Origin of the sequence: Glutamicibacter sp. BW77, from assembly GCF_002332285.1 — a bacterium.
In the GTDB taxonomy this organism is placed as follows: domain Bacteria; phylum Actinomycetota; class Actinomycetes; order Actinomycetales; family Micrococcaceae; genus Glutamicibacter; species Glutamicibacter bergerei.
In genome coordinates this window covers 1-15,618 of record NZ_NRGT01000020.1, presented here as the reverse complement: position 1 = coordinate 15,618, position 15,618 = coordinate 1, and the positions used below count along the sequence as shown (strand labels likewise).

The window sequence follows — 15,618 nt, the reverse complement described above, 5'->3', positions numbered from 1 at the left end:
GATAACAGGCTTTCCCATCAGTTGAAATCCAGTGACCCCCAACATGCCAGCTAATGGCCGGTCTTGCTTCCAGCCTCTGAGTCATACATTTGGACCTGAACGAATGTCTACCAGCTCACCTGCCCACGTTATTCTGGTGCTGGCTTCAAAGAAAAATCAGAGCTGCCGGGCTTAGCGTGGATTTCATGTGGGAAGCAATTGCAGGAATGCTTGCGGGGCTATTGGCTTTCTATCTCATACTTTTAATCGCCCTCTGGTTATATGCCAGACGCCATCCGGAAACAGTTAGCATACCTGAAGCGTTTCGTCTGCTGCCTGATCTCATCAGAGTCATTCGAAGGATGGCTGCGGATAAAACTGCGCCACGTTCGGTGAAGATCAAACTCGCCTTACTGCTGGTCTACTTGCTGTCCCCTGTTGATCTTGTCCCAGATTTCATTCCAATTATTGGACAAGCCGACGATGTCATAATTGTGGCCCTCGTCCTACGCTCAGTTATCCGTTCTGCGGGTGTCGACTTACTTCACCGGCATTGGCCGGGAAACGCCACAGGACTGTCGCTTATCGAGAAACTTGCGGGAATTGATGCTCGTGCAGCCCAGCGCAATGAACATCACTAGCTGACGACGTCCACTTCAACAGTGAGCTCGTATCCAGCACCTTCTGCTCCCCCGGTGCAAAAAGTAAGCAACTTTTATCAAGATTGACCAACGGTGAGCCTTCTTCCGTTAGCAACTTTGAACAGCGGCCTAAGAAAGCTGTTCAGTCTGATTGTGGTTGAACCGATAAGCTTGATCCAAGGATCCCTTTTGGGCGCACCTCTCCCCCACCACAGCAAGGACTGAAAACAGCTTATGTCGCCAAGCGTTATGTATCGGACCGTAGCCCGGGCCGAAGCCGTCACCTGGACATTGCTCATCATTGCGATGATTCTAAAATACGGTGTGAAAGTTGGAGACTGGCCAGTGTCTGTCGCTGGATTTATTCACGGCTTTGTATTTTTGTCCTACGTAGTCATGTCGATACTTGTCGGAATGAATCAGCGTTGGAGTAAGCGATTGATTGTTGGCGCCGCAGCTACCTCGGTCATTCCGTACCTGACCATCCCGTTCGACAAGTGGTTGGAAAAGAACGGAAAACTTGTCGGCGACTGGCGTACTGCAGCTTCTGATCACCCTGGTGATAGAAAATGGACTGATGCAACAATGCGTTGGCTTGTTGCCCGGCCGGTATTAACTGCTGCCCTGTTGTTCGTAGCAATTGTCGCTGTGTTCTCCACCATGCTATTCCTAGGCCCTCCCGGTGGTCGTAGCTAGGAACTGAAGAGGATTGAACTCGCTCCGCAAAATTGGCCTGAGGGCGGAGTCAAGTCCTTCGTTGATGCTGAGTACCGATCAAATCAAACCTTTGTGATCATTTATGCCGCTTTTAGCGGTGACGAATCTGGGGACTAGCTGGATCAAGACCAGCATGCCAACTAACTCAACTAAGGTTTGTGATACCACTACCGCGGAAGCCAGTGAAAGCTCTGGTGGCAGCGCCAGCGCAAGTGGCAGGACAACCAAGGAATTTCTGGTCACCCCGCTAAAAGTCACCGCACGCAGCGGGGCGGTTTCCAAATGAAACAGTTTTCCAACCGCGGTTGATATTGCTGCCATAACGGCCACAAATACGACGAAGAGCGCGATGGCCGTAGCCAGGTTTTGAAACTGGCTTGCTACGGCATTGATCTGGGAACCAACCACGCTAAGTAACGTACCCATCATCAAAGGCACCATCAGATAATCAGCCCACGAGCCGATTCTGACGGCGAATGCAAACCTCTTCATTAACAGCTGCGTTAAGAATGCGGCGATAAACGGGACCACAATCAGCCCGAGTAGAGCGCGCAAAAAGGGTTTCGGGTCAATCAATGCCAGGGTATCGGAACCCGCTATAAGGAACATGTAGGCAGGGACTAGAAGAACCTGTAATAACAAGAGAAGCGGTGTAGCCGCCAATAACCTTGTACTATCTCCCCCAGCAATTCCTGCAAACACAATCACGTAATCGATGCACGGCGCTAGCAATACTAAGAGCACACCGTAGAGCAAGGCCTGATCATCGGCGATGAACCTTGTCAATATAAAAACGATGGCGGGTACCAGGACAAAATTGACCAAACCCAGGACCGCCATAAATCTCAGATCGCGGAACGATACGAGTAGTTTTGTCAGCGGCAAACTTAAGAACGTTGCGTAAAGCAGGAGGCCAAGAAACGGATTGATTGAGGCTTCGAGCGATGGCCGAACACTGGAGACCTGGAGCCCAAGAACTGCGCCGAACACGATGGCGATCAGGTACAGAACAATCTGATGTCGTTGCATCCAGGACGCCCCTGGCCAAATTCTCATGTAGCTAATGCTAATGGAGGCCAGTTCGATGCGAGCGGTCTTGAACCTTGGCACGTCAACTCAGTAAGTGATTCAACATACACTTGCCGGCTGAATAGGATCGCAGAGGATCGTGGTACATATGATGGAGACATGAAAGAACGTATTCGCAATTGGCCGCTCTGGACCGTTATTGACCTCGCACTGATCATTCTCTTTGCCATCTTAGGCCGGCGTGAACACGAACATGCATTAGATATCGGCGGCATTTTCGAAACGGCTGTTCCGTTCTTGGCCGCCTACATAGTGATGACTTTGATATCTCGACCATGGCTGACGATCAACCGGGTCTGGCCTACAGGTTTACTCGTTTGGCTCGGAACCGTAGCCGTGGGAATGGCGCTAAGAATTGCGATGGGTTCAACTGCAGCCATTGCATTTGTCATCGTCACGATCCTCGTCCTAGGCGTGTTCCTCTTAGGTCGCAGATTGATCTGCTCGTTGCTTTCCAAACGATCAGCGAAGCAACAAAACGCCTAGTCCGTATCCGCCGGCAGCAATAAGGCAACTAGCGAAGGTGCCGAGGATAAACTGCTCGGCTGCCTGATGGTTTTTCAGTTCCGAAAAACGACCTAGCCCCTTCACCGCGAGCACTACTGCGATACCCTCGGGCCAATCAGCCCAAAGTGTCGCAACGATAGCCGTTCGCTCTAGCAGACCGATCCATAAGCCACCACGGAGTGGTGATGGGTCGGTCTTTTGTCGATCCTGCCTTTGATCATGGCGCCATGCCAGGTGGAAGATCAATTCGGTCAGTGGACCACCGAAACTCACCGCAAAGAGTACGCTCACAGCGATGATCAATACGTCGGGAACTGCAGGCGGTAGGTCTGAGGACTTGGCTAGTAGGCCAAGGATCAACGCCCCCAAGGAAACTAAACCGGCACCAATGGTGAGAAGATTACGAACTTTCGCCCTACTACCGTTCGATCCAGCGAGGAAAATTGCGGAGCCAGAAATAAGCACCGCGAATACTAGTAGCGACCACGCCGTCCAAACCAAGTTCACTCCCCCAATTTTCGTAATTGCTTGGAAAGAGACTTAGTGGCCTCTTCCATCATCCGATTAGCTTCAAACCAGAGGGCTGCTGAGAGCCTAGATGACACCGCTTGTTGCGTGATACCAAGACGCGTGGCAATTTGCTGCTGAGTAAGCCCTTGGTCAGCGAGGGTTCCGGCCTCCCAAGCCGTGGCACGGCGCTTGGAAACGATGCAAGCGGTGAGCTGTAGCTCTGCTTCTAAACGACTGGCTTCTTCGGTGGGTCCTGCTACCGACAGATGAGCGTTAGTGTTTTTTGCCCGTTCTACCGCTTCGCGTGCAAAAACGAACGCGGGCCCACGACCGGCACGGGTTTCCTTCGGCAGGGGAAGCTCCACTTCCCCGTATCCGAGACCTACACTCCAGTCTCCCGAGGCGGCCATCATGACAGCAAGATGGATGGCCTCCATGGCGTCGTCAAATACTGCCTGCACTTCGTCGCCAGCTGTACGCTGAAATGGGCGCACGTGCGTCACTGTATTATTGGCCTGATTAATCAGCGCCTCGACTTTGTCTTCTCCCTGACGAGAGCGTCGTTGGTCGATTGTCAAAACGATCATGATACAACCCTAAAGCATTGTACTGAGTTAAACAAACTTTAAGTTCTGTTTAAAGCACTGACGATCTTCGTCTTACGCGTGGGAGTCAGACTCCGGGTGCACTACAGTTATTTAGTGAAGCAATCCCTGTACATGGGGGAACTATTCAACGTTGAGAGGCTTTCATGGTCACCGCATTCGTCATGATTCAGACGGCAACCGACAGTATTCCTGAGTCGGCGCAGCAGATTTCAGAAATCGAAGGAATCAGCGAGGTTTACTCTGTTGCCGGAGACTGGGATTTGATCGCTGTGGCTCGGGTCCACAAGCACGAAGACCTGGCCGAAGTTATCGCCAATCGTCTATCGAAAATTCCTGGTATTCGCCAGACTCAGACTCACATTGCATTTCGCGCCTATTCGGCTCACGACTTAGAAGCTGCCTTTTCGCTGGGCTTGGACGACTAGCGCTCAGAGTACAACTAAGGGAGCTTGTCNNGACAAGCTCCCTTAGTTGTATAACGAGGCTACTTTCCTACAATCGATAAGGTCGTCGAAGACCATGCATCTAAAACCTTGGCTGCGGCGCCGGAATCCAAGGATTCTTCGGCGCGACGCATTGCTGCTCGCATCCTTTCGACAAAGCTGCCCCGGGCATCTTGATCAAATGCGACCATTCCAGCCGCCGAATTGAGCACCACCGCGTCACGCACCGGACCTTTGGCTCCGGAGACGATGTCTCGGACGATGCTGGCGTTGTAGGCAGCATCGGCCCCACGCAAATCATCTAGCGTAGCTCGGGTAATGCCTACTTCCTGAGCGTCAAAAGTAAATTCCTCAACTTTTCCGTCTCGCACCTCCCAGACCATATTCGGTGCGGTGGTGGTCATTTCATCAAGTCCGTCATTTCCTCGGAATACCAGGCCACGCACGCCTCGGCTGGCTAGCACGCCGGCCATAATCGGTGCCATCCGCAGATCCGAGCAACCAATTGCCGACGCGCTAGGAAGTGCCGGATTGGTCAGCGGGCCCATGAAGTTAAAGGCCGTTGGAACGCGCAGTCCTCGACGGGCTCCGGCCACATGGCGCATAGAGGGGTGGAAGATATTGGCAAAGCAAAAGGCAATGCCGACCTTTTCGTAGACCTCTACAAGGCGCTCGATTGGTACGTCCAGATGAACCCCTAAGGCTTCCAGGACATCTGCAGAACCGGAAGACGAGGATGAGGCCCGATTTCCATGTTTCACGATCTTAACGCCGGCGCCGGCACATACCAAGGTAGACATGGTGGAGATGTTTACGGTGTTCTGTCGATCGCCACCAGTTCCCACAATGTCTAACGTTTGTGCGTCGATGATAAGTTCGCGCGCATTGCCCACCATGGAGTCAACAAGGCCGGTAAGCTCTGCCACCGTCTCCCCCTTGGCGCGCAGCGCTACAAGGAAGCCGGCGATCTGCACATCGCTGGCTTCACCGGTCATGATCTGATTCATGGCCCAGGCGGCATCTTCACGGCTCAGATTCTGGCCGCTAATTAGGGAGGCCAAAAGATCTGGCCACGTTGGGAACTTTTCATTTGCAAGGCTCGTTGACACGTATATAAGCCTATCCACGGCTCCCCCTCACTGCTAGTTCATGTCGTCACGTGATGCGCGGTCAAAAGACTATTTTTGGGTCAAAAAAGACCTCAATTAGGCAACATTTGTGTTGCTTAAGCGATTGTTTCGTGCGGCGCGCCGACTCAACCTCTACAAATTGTAGAAAGAGTTTCTCGGCTACTTCCGCATGTTTCCGCGGTTGTTCTCATAATGTGGCGTACCAAACCCTAAAGAACCATGGTTTGCATTGGTATCTGAGGCCTATTTAGAGACATAATGACAGTGTGACAACTGCGACTCATGCCCCAAATACGACGGCGCCACATGCGCCGAACCGCCCAAACATGGTGTCGGTGGGAACGATGGTGTGGCTCTCCAGCGAGCTCATGTTCTTCGCCGCCCTCTTCGCCATGTATTTCAGCCTCCGGGCTGCCGCGCCCGAGCTTTGGGCGACCGAAACTTCAAAGCTGAACGTACCGTTCGCGCTGGTTAACACCTTGATTCTGGTGTCCAGCTCGTTCTCCTGCCAGATTGGCGTGTTCAAAGCCGAAGAGTTCAAGCCTCGCCGTTCCGGCGGACTTTTTAAGTTCAAGGAATGGGGAATGATCGAATGGTTCATCGTTACCTTCATTCTTGGCTCGATCTTCGTCTCTGTTCAGGCCTATGAATACGCCGTGCTCGTGAGCGAAGGCGTTGCAATGAACTCGAACTCGTACGCTTCATCGTTCTACATCACTACTGGCTTCCACGGCATTCACGTGCTCGGTGGCCTGATCGCATTCTTGCTGATCATAGGTAGAGCAATGTTGGCTAAGAAGTTTGGTCACTTTGAAGCGACCGGCGCCATCGTTGTGTCTTATTACTGGCACTTCGTTGACGTAGTGTGGATCGCGCTGTTTGCGATCATCTACTTCCTAAAATAGGTAACTAATATCCATCAGTTGCCTCCACGGAAGTATGGCAACACCACACCAAGAAACTAAGTGAGGAACCAGCAAGTGAAGGCTCTTTCGAAAAAGCGCCGCCACCCGCTCGCCGCTGTGGCCCTGCTGTTGTTCGGATTGCTGGTCACCGGCAGTCTCTACACTGCAGCAGGCAGCGTAAGCGAAGCGAAGGCAGCGGATACCACTTCTGCATCGGTTTCCGATGTAGAGGAAGGCCAGAAGCTTTTCGTAGCCAACTGTGCGACCTGCCACGGCATGAGCGCCGAAGGCTCCGCAGACGGCCCATCGTTGATCGGCGTCGGCGCAGCATCAGTTGACTTCCAGGTAGGCACCGGCCGTATGCCGATGCAGATGCAGGGGCCACAGGCTCAGGCTAAGCCAGTACAGTTTGACGATGAGCAGATCTCCCAGCTGTCGGCCTACGTTGCGAGCCTCGGTGCAGGTCCAGCAATTCCAGACGAAGATGCGCTGGATACCACTAAGGGCGACGCCGCCCACGGTGGCACCGTATTCCGAGTGAACTGCGCAATGTGCCACAACGCCGCTGCCGGTGGTGGCGCGTTGACCCGCGGTAAGTTTGCTCCGACGCTAGCAGGCGTCTCAGAGAAGCACATTTACGAAGCGATGGCTACCGGTCCGCAGAACATGCCAGTGTTCAACGACTCGAACATCACCCCCGATGAGAAGCGTGATGTGATCACCTTCTTGAAGACCATTGAAGCTAATGGTTCTGCCGGTGGCGCTGCTCTTGGAAACCTTGGCCCAGTGGCTGAAGGTCTCTTCGTTTGGACCGCCGGTTTGGGCATCATTATCGCCTTCACCATTTGGTTGACCTCGCGTCCTTCCTAAGGCTTTCGCGGTGAAAACCGCAAACATCACTACGTACATAAATTCCTAACAGAAGGATGAGAGAGAAACATGGGCGACCATAGTCACGGCAGTCCCGAAGAATCGGGCACCGTTGCTAAGGCTGACGATGTAGCTCAGGACCGGTTCCCGGATCCAGGACTCCCCCCACATCGTCCGCGTCTCGCAGATCGCGATCCGCGCGCAGCCAAGCGACACGAGCGCCAAGTTGCGCTGCTATTTACCATCTCCATCATTGGCACGCTGTTCTTCTTCGTGGCTTACTTCGTCCTGGGTCACCTGGGCGAAATGACCTTCGCAGAACTGCGTGTGCAGAACGCTGCACTGGGCTTAGGCACCGCATTCGCGATGCTCGGCATTGGTGTGGGTATCGTTCACTGGGCTAAGACTCTGATGCCGGACCATGAACTCGTTGAACAACGTCACGAAATCAGCTCCGAAAAAGATCGCCAGGATGCAGTCGATATCATCGACACCGTGATCGAAGAAACCGGTATCAAGCGCCGTCCGCTGATCCGCAACACTTTGATTGGTGCCATCGCTTTGGCGCCGATTCCAGCAATCTTCATGTTCCGCGACCTTGACCGCACCGGTAAGACCGCACATCAGATGATCGAGCAGATGCGTCACACTTTGTGGGACACCGGCGTTCGTCTGACTCGTGACCCATCGGGTACCCCGATCAAGGCCTCGGATGTTCAGCTTGGCTCCGCTTTCCACGTGATCCCTGAGGGTCTGGAAAATGCAGAGAACATGCTGAACGAAAAGGCTAAGGCAGTTGTACTGCTCATGCGCATGGACCCACGGGAAATGAACATTTCCGAGGGCCGCGAAGACTGGCACGTAGATGGCATTGTTGCCTACTCGAAGATCTGCACCCACGTGGGTTGCCCGATCGCCTTGTACGAGCAGCACACCCACCACCTGCTGTGCCCATGCCACCAGTCGACCTTCGACCTCGCCAATGAGTGCAAGGTTATCTTCGGCCCGGCAGGTCACGCACTTCCACAGTTGCCTATTACCGTGGACGCTGACGGCTACCTCGTAGCTCAGAGCGACTTCCACGAACCTGTAGGCCCAAGCTACTGGGAGCGTGGATAATCATGGCAACAACGAATGAATACACCCCGTCAACCACTACCGGTCGTCTTGCGAACTTCGTAGACTCCCGCGTCGGTGCCTCGGGCATGGTCAAGGAATTTGGTCGTAAGATCTTCCCTGACCACTGGTCATTCATGTTCGGTGAAGTAGCGCTGTACACCTTCGTACTGCTGCTGCTCTCCGGTACTTTCTTGACTTTCTTCTTCGATCCTTCGATGACTCACGTCACCTACAACGGTTCTTATGTACCGTTGAAGGGCATCGGCATGTCAGCGGCTATGGCTTCGACCATGGACATCTCCTTTGATGTCCGCGGTGGTTTGTTCATGCGCCAGGTGCACCACTGGTCGGCACTGCTCTTCGTAGCATCGCTGTCCGTGCACATGCTGCGCGTGTTCTTCACCGGCGCTTTCCGTCGCCCACGTGAACTGAACTGGGTTGTCGGCGGCGTGCTGCTGATCATGGGCCTTGCTGCTGGTTTCACCGGCTACTCCCTGCCAGATGATCTGCTTTCCGGTAACGGTCTGCGCATCATTGACGGTGTGATGAAGGCTCTGCCAATCGTTGGTACCTATCTGTCGATGTTCTTCTTCGGCGGCGAGTTCCCGGGCATACACGTTATTCCGCGCTTGTACTCCTTGCACATCATGATCGTTCCTGCAGTGATCATCTTGCTGCTGGTGGTTCACCTCTTCATGGTTGTGACCCACAAGCACACCCAGTACCCTGGCCCGGGCCGCACCAACGACAACGTTGTTGGCTTCCCCGTTGGACCGGTTTACGCAGCGAAGGCCGGCGGCTTCTTCTTCATCGTCTTCGGTATCGTGGCATTCATTTCGGGCCTCTTCCAGATCAACCCGATCTGGAACTACGGTCCATATGACCCGTCACCTGTTTCTGCTGGTACCCAGCCGGACTGGTACATCGGATTCGTTGATGGCGCGTTGCGTTTGATGCCTGGTTACCTCGGTAACTTCAGCTTCGAATGGATCATCCCGTTCCCATGGGGCGATAACACCCTGGTCTTGAGCGTCCTGCTTCCAGCACTGGTTCCTGCCGGCGTACTGTTCATGGTGATGTTCGCATGGCCGTGGATCGAGCGTTGGGTAACCAAGGATAACCGCGAGCACCACTTGCTGGACCGCCCGCGTAACGCTCCATTCCGTACCGCAATGGGTGCTGCTGGTGTCGTCTTCTACTGCGTCATGTGGGCAGCTGCCTCCTCGGACTTGATGGCGACCCACTTCCATGTGTCATTGAATGACGTAACCTACTGGCTGCGCACACTCTTCTTCCTGGGCCCGATCTTCGCTTTCTGGATTACCCGCCGTATTTGCTTGTCGTTGCAGCGTAAGGATCGCGAGATCGTGCTGCACGGCCGTGAAGCTGGCATTATCCAGATGTCGCCTGAAGGTGGCTTCTCGGAGAAGCACGAGGAAGTTGACGTGTACAAGCGCTTCTTGCTCACCAGCTACAACGACAACAAGTACATCCCGGCTCAGCCGGATGCTGCAGGACACGTCTCCGGTTCGGAGAAGCGTCGCGCAGCATTGTCGAAGTTCTTCTTCGAGGATCGCGTTGCCCCAGTGACCCCATCGGAGCTCGAAGCTGCACACGCAGCCCACGGCCACCATGAGGTCGAAGGTGAGAAGCAAGACTCGATCGAGAAGTAATATCGACTCGCATTAGTCACAGAAAGAGGGACACACCTATTGGTGTGTCCCTCTTCTGGGTTAAGCAGGCTTTAGACCAGCGACTCCCCTGCGTCCAGTGGCGTCGGCAAGTAAGTTAGCAGATGATGCTATCGAACTCCCCCATGCTCACGCCCCGTTCTTTGCTACTTCGTGCGGCTCTGCGTCGAGGCATCCTTCAAGTTGACCGCATAGACGTTCTCTAGCGTTGCCGGGAGATGAACTATAAGGCGCCTCGTTCGCAGATGGTCGAACGTACCGATGGCGAGACGAATACCCTCTCCAAACGGTTCTCGATAAAAGTAGCCGGTTAGGGCGTTGGTGGAAAAGTAGCGGTCCACCGGCGTGGAATTCGCTGAGACTGCAGTTCCAGAAAACACTCGCATTGGCCTGGAGAAGAACCTGCACGAATACACTTCCGTGTCATTGTTCATCCCGTCTCAGGTGAGCTGAACTGCCTTTTAATACTGAGAGTTTGCCCAAAGCCACCCGCGGCTACAGTGCTGTGGTTTCACAGAGGGCCGCCGGGATCCTCGCCCACCTGCAAGACCCCTACACCTTCGCCATCGACGACCCCGACGTTGGTTTAGAGACGGTCTGGCAGAAACTTGACCAGGAGCAGACTTCCAAAGCCGGCGTGGTCAACAACCACGCCTACACGCGCGTAGCCTACATTCCCCGGGATGGGTTCATGGCCGGATTCCGCTCTGCCAGTCCAAGCGATGCGCCAGCTTGTCTCGGGGATTGTCCCCGCAGTAATCCATTCGGTGTCCTGGGTCAATGAGGTCGTTGATGCCAAAGAAGCCCGCGCCCAGGCTATGTCGGACCGCACCAGCGATAAAGCCAAACGCCACTCGGATGCATCCAAAGCCAAGATTTCTGATGGCACCGAACAGGTCATGTCCAATTCCTCCGACCAGCGCGCAGTGGACCTGATGCCAGGCAGCGGGCATCACGGGGTGAAATGGGGAGCTTACGTGAGCTTCACCGTGGATTCAGAAGAAGAACTGTTGCGGGTGTCCACGCAGATTGAATCCGTCGCCACCGATTGCGGTATAGACCGGCTGTACTGGCTCGACCACCGCCACGACATGGCGTTGATGGCCGTACTGCCTATGGGAAGGGGAATCCGCACATGATCAACATCTTCACTAGAGCACCTAAGAAAACCCGCAAGACCACCGTGACAAAGACCAATCTGCCTACCGAGTCCGTCTCGGCGCCATGGTCAGAGCAGCGCCCAGATATCACCTGGGATGCCGGACGCCACTCACGCAAAGGCTCACGCTACGGACTCTATGATCCAGCACCGGAAGGCGCGATCTCCACCATCCGGCAGGCCGAAGTCAGCAACCTCGCAGTCCCCTGGTCCCCCACCTCCTACAAAGGCCTACTGTTCGGCATTGACCTGGAATCAGGATGGGGCGTCATGCACGACCCGATCTTCGCCTACCCCCACACCGTGAACAACGCCAACGTCGTCGTCATCGGTGATGTCGGCTCCGCGAAAAGCTCCGCCGGGAAAACCTGGGGATGCCTGCGCCCCATGATTATCGGGCGCAACGTCATCGTCATCGACAAAAAACCCAGCGACTCCAACCCGGAAGAAGGCGAATACGCCGAACTCTGCCGCTACCAAGGCGGGGAACCAGTCACGTTCAAGATCGGTGGCGTAGGTGGCCTACTTTTACCGCTTTAATGGCTCAAATGTGGCCGCTTTAATGGCCTATTTCTTCAGCCGTGATGGCTTACTTAAAGTTGATCACACACAAACATTTTCGACCCTTCCATCTCTGCGGAAACTGAAGAAGACAGTGCCACCGGCGAGACCCCGCCGAGCCAGTCCATGCTGCTGCGTGCGGTCGCCGAAGAAGTCCTTGGCCGGCCCATCAGCCCCCGTGAAGGCAAAGCCCTGCGCACAGCACACCGCCGCGCACTGAAAGACGCAAGAGCTCAAAGCATCACCCCGACGATTCGTCTGGTGATCAACCGGATGATCGACCCGGCCGAAGAAAACTCCAGCTATTTGGAGATCGACAAGACCACTTTGCGTGAATGGGGGTATGACGTCGCCTTCGAGCTCGAACGCTTCGTTGAAGAAGATCTGGCGGGCATGATCGACAACGAAACCACGAAGGATGTGAAACTCAAAGACGGTCTCACCGTTTTCGACGTCTCTCAACTGCCCGAAAACGGGCCCGCCCTGGCGATTGTAATGACGGTGATCAACACGTGGATGACCAACCGGCTGTTCAAAGCCAAGAACCGCCGCCAGACCCACTTCGTCGTCGAGGAAGCCTGGCACCTGGTCCAGACCTCGGCGGCCAAGGTGATCCGCCGCAACCAGAAAGTCTCCCGCGCCATTGGCTTGTCGAACTGGTTCTTCTTCCACCACGTCTCCGACATCCCCGCCGGCACCGACGCGGAAGCGATCATCAAGGAATGCGACACCGTGCTGGTCTACCAGCAGAAGAAAGCACCGGACGCCCGGGCAGCAGTGGACATGTTCGACCTTCCGGCCTCCAGCTACCCCACCATCCTGAACCTGGCCACCGGCACCTGCCTGATGAAAATCGGCAACGAAGCCCCCTTCGAGGTGAAACATCTGCGCAGCGACGTCGAAACAATCCTCACCGACACCGACAAAGCGCTGGTAGCCAGGACAACCAGTGAAAAGGAGCAGGATCATGGCCTCCACACAGCGTGAAAGCAGCTTCACCACTTTCCTGATCATCGCGGTGCTTGCCGGGATCGTGCTGGACGCGTTGAACTGGGGCGAGAAAATCACCCCCACGAATTCCAAAGTGTCGTGGAATCCGTTGGATCTGCTCGAGGCAGGCTTGGACGGGGATCTTGCCTGGCCGGCCGCGTCCTGGTTCATCCTCGGCGGCTTCGTCTTTGTGCTCATCGCCGGATACGTGCTGATCACAGAACTGTGGATCAGCCCGCGCAAAGACACCGCTAAGTTCAACCCGCAAGGTGCGGCGATCACCTCGATGGTGGGCTTCACCGCCGCATGGCATAAAGCACGCCAGATCTATGGGCCGTCGGTCACCAGGAAAAACGCGGAAGCGTTCATCGCACTGGCTGTTTACACCAACGCGTCCAAAAAAGTGCCACTGTATATCCAGCTCGAAGACAGCCTCTGGGTCTATGCCCCGGCCCGCGGCGGCAAAACCTCCAGCATCGTGGTGCCCATGGTGCTGGGCGCACCCGGACCGGTCCTGGCGACGTCGACCAAACCAGACGTGGTCGCCTGGACTGCCACCGCACGCCAAGCACAAGGCGAAGTGTTTGTCTGCGACTGGGAGGACATCACCGGCTGGCCCAACAAGGTGAAATGGACGCCGATCTACGGGTGCGAGGACGAAGACGAAGCGCTGGAACGCGGCAAAGCCTGGGCGAATGCCGCACCCCTGGAAGGCACCAAAAACGGGTCCTGGTTCAGCGCCAAAGCAGGCTCCGTCCTCGGCCGGTTGCTGCATGCCGCCGCGCTGGAGGACCGCACCATGGATGACCTGCTGCTGTGGATCTTCGATTCCCATAACCCCGAACCCATCACGATCCTGGAAGACCACCGCAAGTCACGGGCTTTCATCCAGCCCTTGCGTGAGCGCACCGAATCGAGGGCCGGGGAAACCGAAGACTCCATCAAATCCACCCTGCTCTCCCTGGCTGAACCATTGGTCACCGAGAAAGTGCTGCGTCAGTTCCGGTTCCGCCGCGGCGAAGCCTTCGACATCAACACGTTCCTTGAAGGACAGAACACACTGCATATCGTGGTGGACGGCGAAAAATCCCCTCTGGGGACGTTGAGCACGATGTTCGCCGATCAGGTCTACCGGGCAGCGAGGCGCAAATCCAGTACTTTTGCTTCAGGCCGGCTCTGGCCGGTGTTCCGCATGGTGCTTGATGAAGCACCCAACGTGGCAGCGTTCAGCAACATGGCAGAGCTGATCACCGATACAGGCGGCCGTGGAATACAGGTCATCGGCATCAGCCAGTCCTTCATCCAGAACGAGGCACGCTGGGGCAAAGAAGAAGCCAAAGCCATCGAATCCAACGCCAGCCTGAAACTGATCTTCCCTGGCATCAACAGCGAAGATCTGAAAACCTACGCCAGCGACATGGGCGTCCGGGATAAGGCACGCATCAGCCATTCCTCCAGCAAAACCGGCGGCTCGAGGACCACCAGTACGGAGGAGAAAGCGATCGTGCGCGCAGAAGAGCTCAAGCATCTGCGGTTCGGGCAGGCCACCGCCGTGTATCGGAACTTGCCGCCGCATGTGGTGCACACCGAAATGGTGTGGCAGCGCAAAGACCATAAAGACTTGAAAGACATGAAAGACCAAACACTGCACACCTGCGGCAAAGTCTTCCTGGATGCCGACCATGTCGGGGTCGAGGCGGTGGACGTTGAGCGAGCAGAGTAACCGCGATGAGCTGATCGAACTGATCGTTCCGATCGTTGAGCCACTGGTGGAACGCCAGGGCAAGGTCGAGCAAGGGCTTCAGGAACAAGAAGCAGTCCTTGTAGAGCTCGCTGGCCAGCTGGAAATGCTGCTGAAAAAGAGCAAAGAGCCAGAGCCGTCACCGTGGAATCTTCATCAGGGTAAGCCCGAGGAAAATGCTGGGTTGCTGGAAGAGATCAATGCATGGCTGCCGTGGTTCAACACCATGTATGGGGCTGGGCAAAGCACCAATATGATCCCGCCCTGCTGGTTCCGCCACCCGAACGTCGTCGCCCACCTGATGGGGTTGTATGTGGCGTGGAAAGCCGCCAATTACGGGACGGCGAGCCCCAACAGTGATCTGGTGTATTGGAATCTGCGCTACCTGTCTGATGTCCTGGACATCGTCAACGCACCTGTCGATAAGGGAGGCATGGCGGGGTGCAGGCGAGAGCATCGCGTCCCAGACCGAGTAGACCCCGTACCCGAGCCGTCCACGAAGGAATTCACTGCGTGGCTGTCGGAGAACTACTTGTCGAAAGTGCAGCCGGAGGCCGAACCTGCAGAGCAGGTCGAGCCGATGAGATCCTACGAAGACCCTTATGCTGACGTTCCTCCGCCGCCCGAGCCTTGCTTTGAGCTGGGCGAAGAAGTACCGACAGCGCCACAGTAACGCCGCTTCTTCGCGCAAGATCCAGTGCGCAAGCCATACACTATCGAACCATTCCGCATGTCAGCCACTCATTCCGGCGAATCTTTACTTTTCTTGGTGGAACACGGGCCGCTGAACATCTGTACGTCCTGATCCCATAAGCTAAAAAACCAAGTGTAAATCTAATAATTTTTGGAATTCATGCTCTGGCGTAACGACGCTACTGGTGTTGCAAGACGAAGTCTTGCAGGTCTTACATCAAACAATGGCCAGACGTTCTTAAAGCAAGGTGAGGGCTGGACTCCA

At 55.3% G+C, this 15,618-nt stretch carries 18 protein-coding genes; 14 read left to right on the top strand and 4 right to left on the bottom strand.

Features of this window, described 5'->3' with window-relative positions:
* Nucleotides 1–185 precede the first annotated feature (185 nt).
* Together CIK74_RS01980 and CIK74_RS01975 are read left to right on the top strand one after the other, a co-directional pair.
* The gene (locus CIK74_RS01980; RefSeq protein WP_096254043.1) at nucleotides 186–620 is read left to right on the top strand and encodes a DUF1232 domain-containing protein; all 435 of its coding nucleotides are present in this window, start codon (nucleotides 186–188) and stop codon (nucleotides 618–620) included.
* 234 nt (nucleotides 621–854) lie between these two features.
* Complete coding sequence (locus tag CIK74_RS01975; protein WP_096254041.1) at nucleotides 855–1,316, top strand: DUF3817 domain-containing protein; 462 nt, start codon at nucleotides 855–857, stop codon at nucleotides 1,314–1,316.
* Nucleotides 1,317–1,394: 78 nt separating this feature from the next.
* Here the strand turns inward: CIK74_RS01975 and CIK74_RS01970 are convergent, their stop codons facing one another.
* Nucleotides 1,395–2,366, bottom strand: coding sequence for a bile acid:sodium symporter (locus tag CIK74_RS01970; protein WP_229677127.1), 972 nt, complete (start codon nucleotides 2,364–2,366; stop codon nucleotides 1,395–1,397).
* A gap of 159 nt (nucleotides 2,367–2,525) precedes the next feature.
* On the opposite strand from CIK74_RS01970, the gene CIK74_RS01965 reads away from it, so the two are divergent.
* Complete coding sequence (locus tag CIK74_RS01965) at nucleotides 2,526–2,912, top strand: DUF3054 domain-containing protein (protein WP_096254039.1); 387 nt, start codon at nucleotides 2,526–2,528, stop codon at nucleotides 2,910–2,912.
* On the opposite strand, the gene CIK74_RS01960 is transcribed toward CIK74_RS01965, so the two are convergent.
* Together CIK74_RS01960 and CIK74_RS01955 are read right to left on the bottom strand one after the other, a co-directional pair.
* Complete coding sequence (locus CIK74_RS01960) at nucleotides 2,889–3,434, bottom strand: hypothetical protein (RefSeq protein WP_170947701.1); 546 nt, start codon at nucleotides 3,432–3,434, stop codon at nucleotides 2,889–2,891. The genes CIK74_RS01965 and CIK74_RS01960 overlap by 24 nt on opposite strands.
* 2 nt (nucleotides 3,435–3,436) lie before the next feature.
* Complete coding sequence (locus CIK74_RS01955) at nucleotides 3,437–4,030, bottom strand: sigma factor-like helix-turn-helix DNA-binding protein (protein WP_096254035.1); 594 nt, start codon at nucleotides 4,028–4,030, stop codon at nucleotides 3,437–3,439.
* Between the two features lie 164 nt (nucleotides 4,031–4,194).
* Here CIK74_RS01955 and CIK74_RS01950 point away from each other — a divergent pair, with 164 nt between their 5' ends.
* A complete protein-coding gene (locus CIK74_RS01950; RefSeq protein ID WP_096254034.1) occupies nucleotides 4,195–4,476 on the top strand; it encodes an Lrp/AsnC ligand binding domain-containing protein in 282 nt (93 codons plus the stop codon).
* Between the two features lie 59 nt (nucleotides 4,477–4,535).
* On the opposite strand, the gene trpD is transcribed toward CIK74_RS01950, so the two are convergent.
* Complete coding sequence (gene trpD / locus CIK74_RS01945) at nucleotides 4,536–5,603, bottom strand: anthranilate phosphoribosyltransferase (protein WP_096254033.1); 1,068 nt, start codon at nucleotides 5,601–5,603, stop codon at nucleotides 4,536–4,538.
* A 287-nt stretch (nucleotides 5,604–5,890) separates the two neighbouring features.
* On the opposite strand from trpD, the gene CIK74_RS01940 reads away from it, so the two are divergent.
* The 10 genes from CIK74_RS01940 to CIK74_RS01890 all read left to right on the top strand — a co-directional run bounded on the left by CIK74_RS01940 (nucleotide 5,891) and on the right by CIK74_RS01890 (nucleotide 15,333).
* The gene (locus CIK74_RS01940) at nucleotides 5,891–6,529 is read left to right on the top strand and encodes a heme-copper oxidase subunit III (RefSeq protein WP_170947700.1); all 639 of its coding nucleotides are present in this window, start codon (nucleotides 5,891–5,893) and stop codon (nucleotides 6,527–6,529) included.
* A gap of 75 nt (nucleotides 6,530–6,604) precedes the next feature.
* Nucleotides 6,605–7,399, top strand: coding sequence for a cytochrome c (locus CIK74_RS01935; RefSeq protein ID WP_096254030.1), 795 nt, complete (start codon nucleotides 6,605–6,607; stop codon nucleotides 7,397–7,399).
* Nucleotides 7,400–7,468: 69 nt separating this feature from the next.
* Nucleotides 7,469–8,518, top strand: a complete 1,050-nt coding sequence (locus tag CIK74_RS01930; protein ID WP_096254028.1) for a Rieske 2Fe-2S domain-containing protein — start codon at nucleotides 7,469–7,471, stop codon at nucleotides 8,516–8,518.
* Nucleotides 8,519–8,520: 2 nt separating this feature from the next.
* On the top strand, nucleotides 8,521–10,191 hold the full coding sequence (locus tag CIK74_RS01925) for a ubiquinol-cytochrome c reductase cytochrome b subunit (RefSeq protein WP_096254027.1): 1,671 nt from the start codon (nucleotides 8,521–8,523) through the stop codon (nucleotides 10,189–10,191).
* Between the two features lie 523 nt (nucleotides 10,192–10,714).
* The gene (locus CIK74_RS01915) at nucleotides 10,715–10,993 is read left to right on the top strand and encodes a hypothetical protein (protein WP_096254023.1); all 279 of its coding nucleotides are present in this window, start codon (nucleotides 10,715–10,717) and stop codon (nucleotides 10,991–10,993) included.
* Nucleotides 10,977–11,348, top strand: coding sequence for a hypothetical protein (locus CIK74_RS01910; protein WP_096254021.1), 372 nt, complete (start codon nucleotides 10,977–10,979; stop codon nucleotides 11,346–11,348). Before CIK74_RS01915 ends, CIK74_RS01910 begins: the two co-directional genes overlap by 17 nt.
* Complete coding sequence (locus tag CIK74_RS01905; RefSeq protein WP_096254020.1) at nucleotides 11,345–11,908, top strand: hypothetical protein; 564 nt, start codon at nucleotides 11,345–11,347, stop codon at nucleotides 11,906–11,908. The genes CIK74_RS01910 and CIK74_RS01905 overlap by 4 nt, the downstream gene beginning before the upstream one ends.
* A 147-nt stretch (nucleotides 11,909–12,055) precedes the next feature.
* Nucleotides 12,056–12,916: a hypothetical protein gene (locus tag CIK74_RS01900; protein WP_096254019.1), complete on the top strand. Its 861-nt coding sequence runs from the start codon at nucleotides 12,056–12,058 to the stop codon at nucleotides 12,914–12,916.
* On the top strand, nucleotides 12,897–14,642 hold the full coding sequence (locus CIK74_RS01895) for a type IV secretory system conjugative DNA transfer family protein (RefSeq protein WP_096254018.1): 1,746 nt from the start codon (nucleotides 12,897–12,899) through the stop codon (nucleotides 14,640–14,642). The genes CIK74_RS01900 and CIK74_RS01895 overlap by 20 nt, the downstream gene beginning before the upstream one ends.
* Complete coding sequence (locus tag CIK74_RS01890) at nucleotides 14,626–15,333, top strand: DUF4913 domain-containing protein (RefSeq protein ID WP_170947698.1); 708 nt, start codon at nucleotides 14,626–14,628, stop codon at nucleotides 15,331–15,333. The genes CIK74_RS01895 and CIK74_RS01890 overlap by 17 nt, the downstream gene beginning before the upstream one ends.
* Nucleotides 15,334–15,618 lie beyond the last annotated feature (285 nt).

Coding starts and splice junctions, on each gene's coding strand:
- CIK74_RS01965 (WP_096254039.1), top strand. CDS start 2,526: ATGAAAGAACGTATTCGCAATTGGCCGCTCTGGACCGTTATTGACCTC.
- CIK74_RS01980 (WP_096254043.1), top strand. CDS start 186: ATGTGGGAAGCAATTGCAGGAATGCTTGCGGGGCTATTGGCTTTCTAT.
- CIK74_RS01955 (WP_096254035.1), bottom strand. CDS start 4,030: ATGATCGTTTTGACAATCGACCAACGACGCTCTCGTCAGGGAGAAGAC.
- CIK74_RS01905 (WP_096254020.1), top strand. CDS start 11,345: ATGATCAACATCTTCACTAGAGCACCTAAGAAAACCCGCAAGACCACC.
- CIK74_RS01970 (WP_229677127.1), bottom strand. CDS start 2,366: ATGCAACGACATCAGATTGTTCTGTACCTGATCGCCATCGTGTTCGGC.
- CIK74_RS01930 (WP_096254028.1), top strand. CDS start 7,469: ATGGGCGACCATAGTCACGGCAGTCCCGAAGAATCGGGCACCGTTGCT.
- CIK74_RS01900 (WP_096254019.1), top strand. CDS start 12,056: ATGCTGCTGCGTGCGGTCGCCGAAGAAGTCCTTGGCCGGCCCATCAGC.
- CIK74_RS01895 (WP_096254018.1), top strand. CDS start 12,897: ATGGCCTCCACACAGCGTGAAAGCAGCTTCACCACTTTCCTGATCATC.
- CIK74_RS01925 (WP_096254027.1), top strand. CDS start 8,521: ATGGCAACAACGAATGAATACACCCCGTCAACCACTACCGGTCGTCTT.
- CIK74_RS01975 (WP_096254041.1), top strand. CDS start 855: ATGTCGCCAAGCGTTATGTATCGGACCGTAGCCCGGGCCGAAGCCGTC.
- CIK74_RS01950 (WP_096254034.1), top strand. CDS start 4,195: ATGGTCACCGCATTCGTCATGATTCAGACGGCAACCGACAGTATTCCT.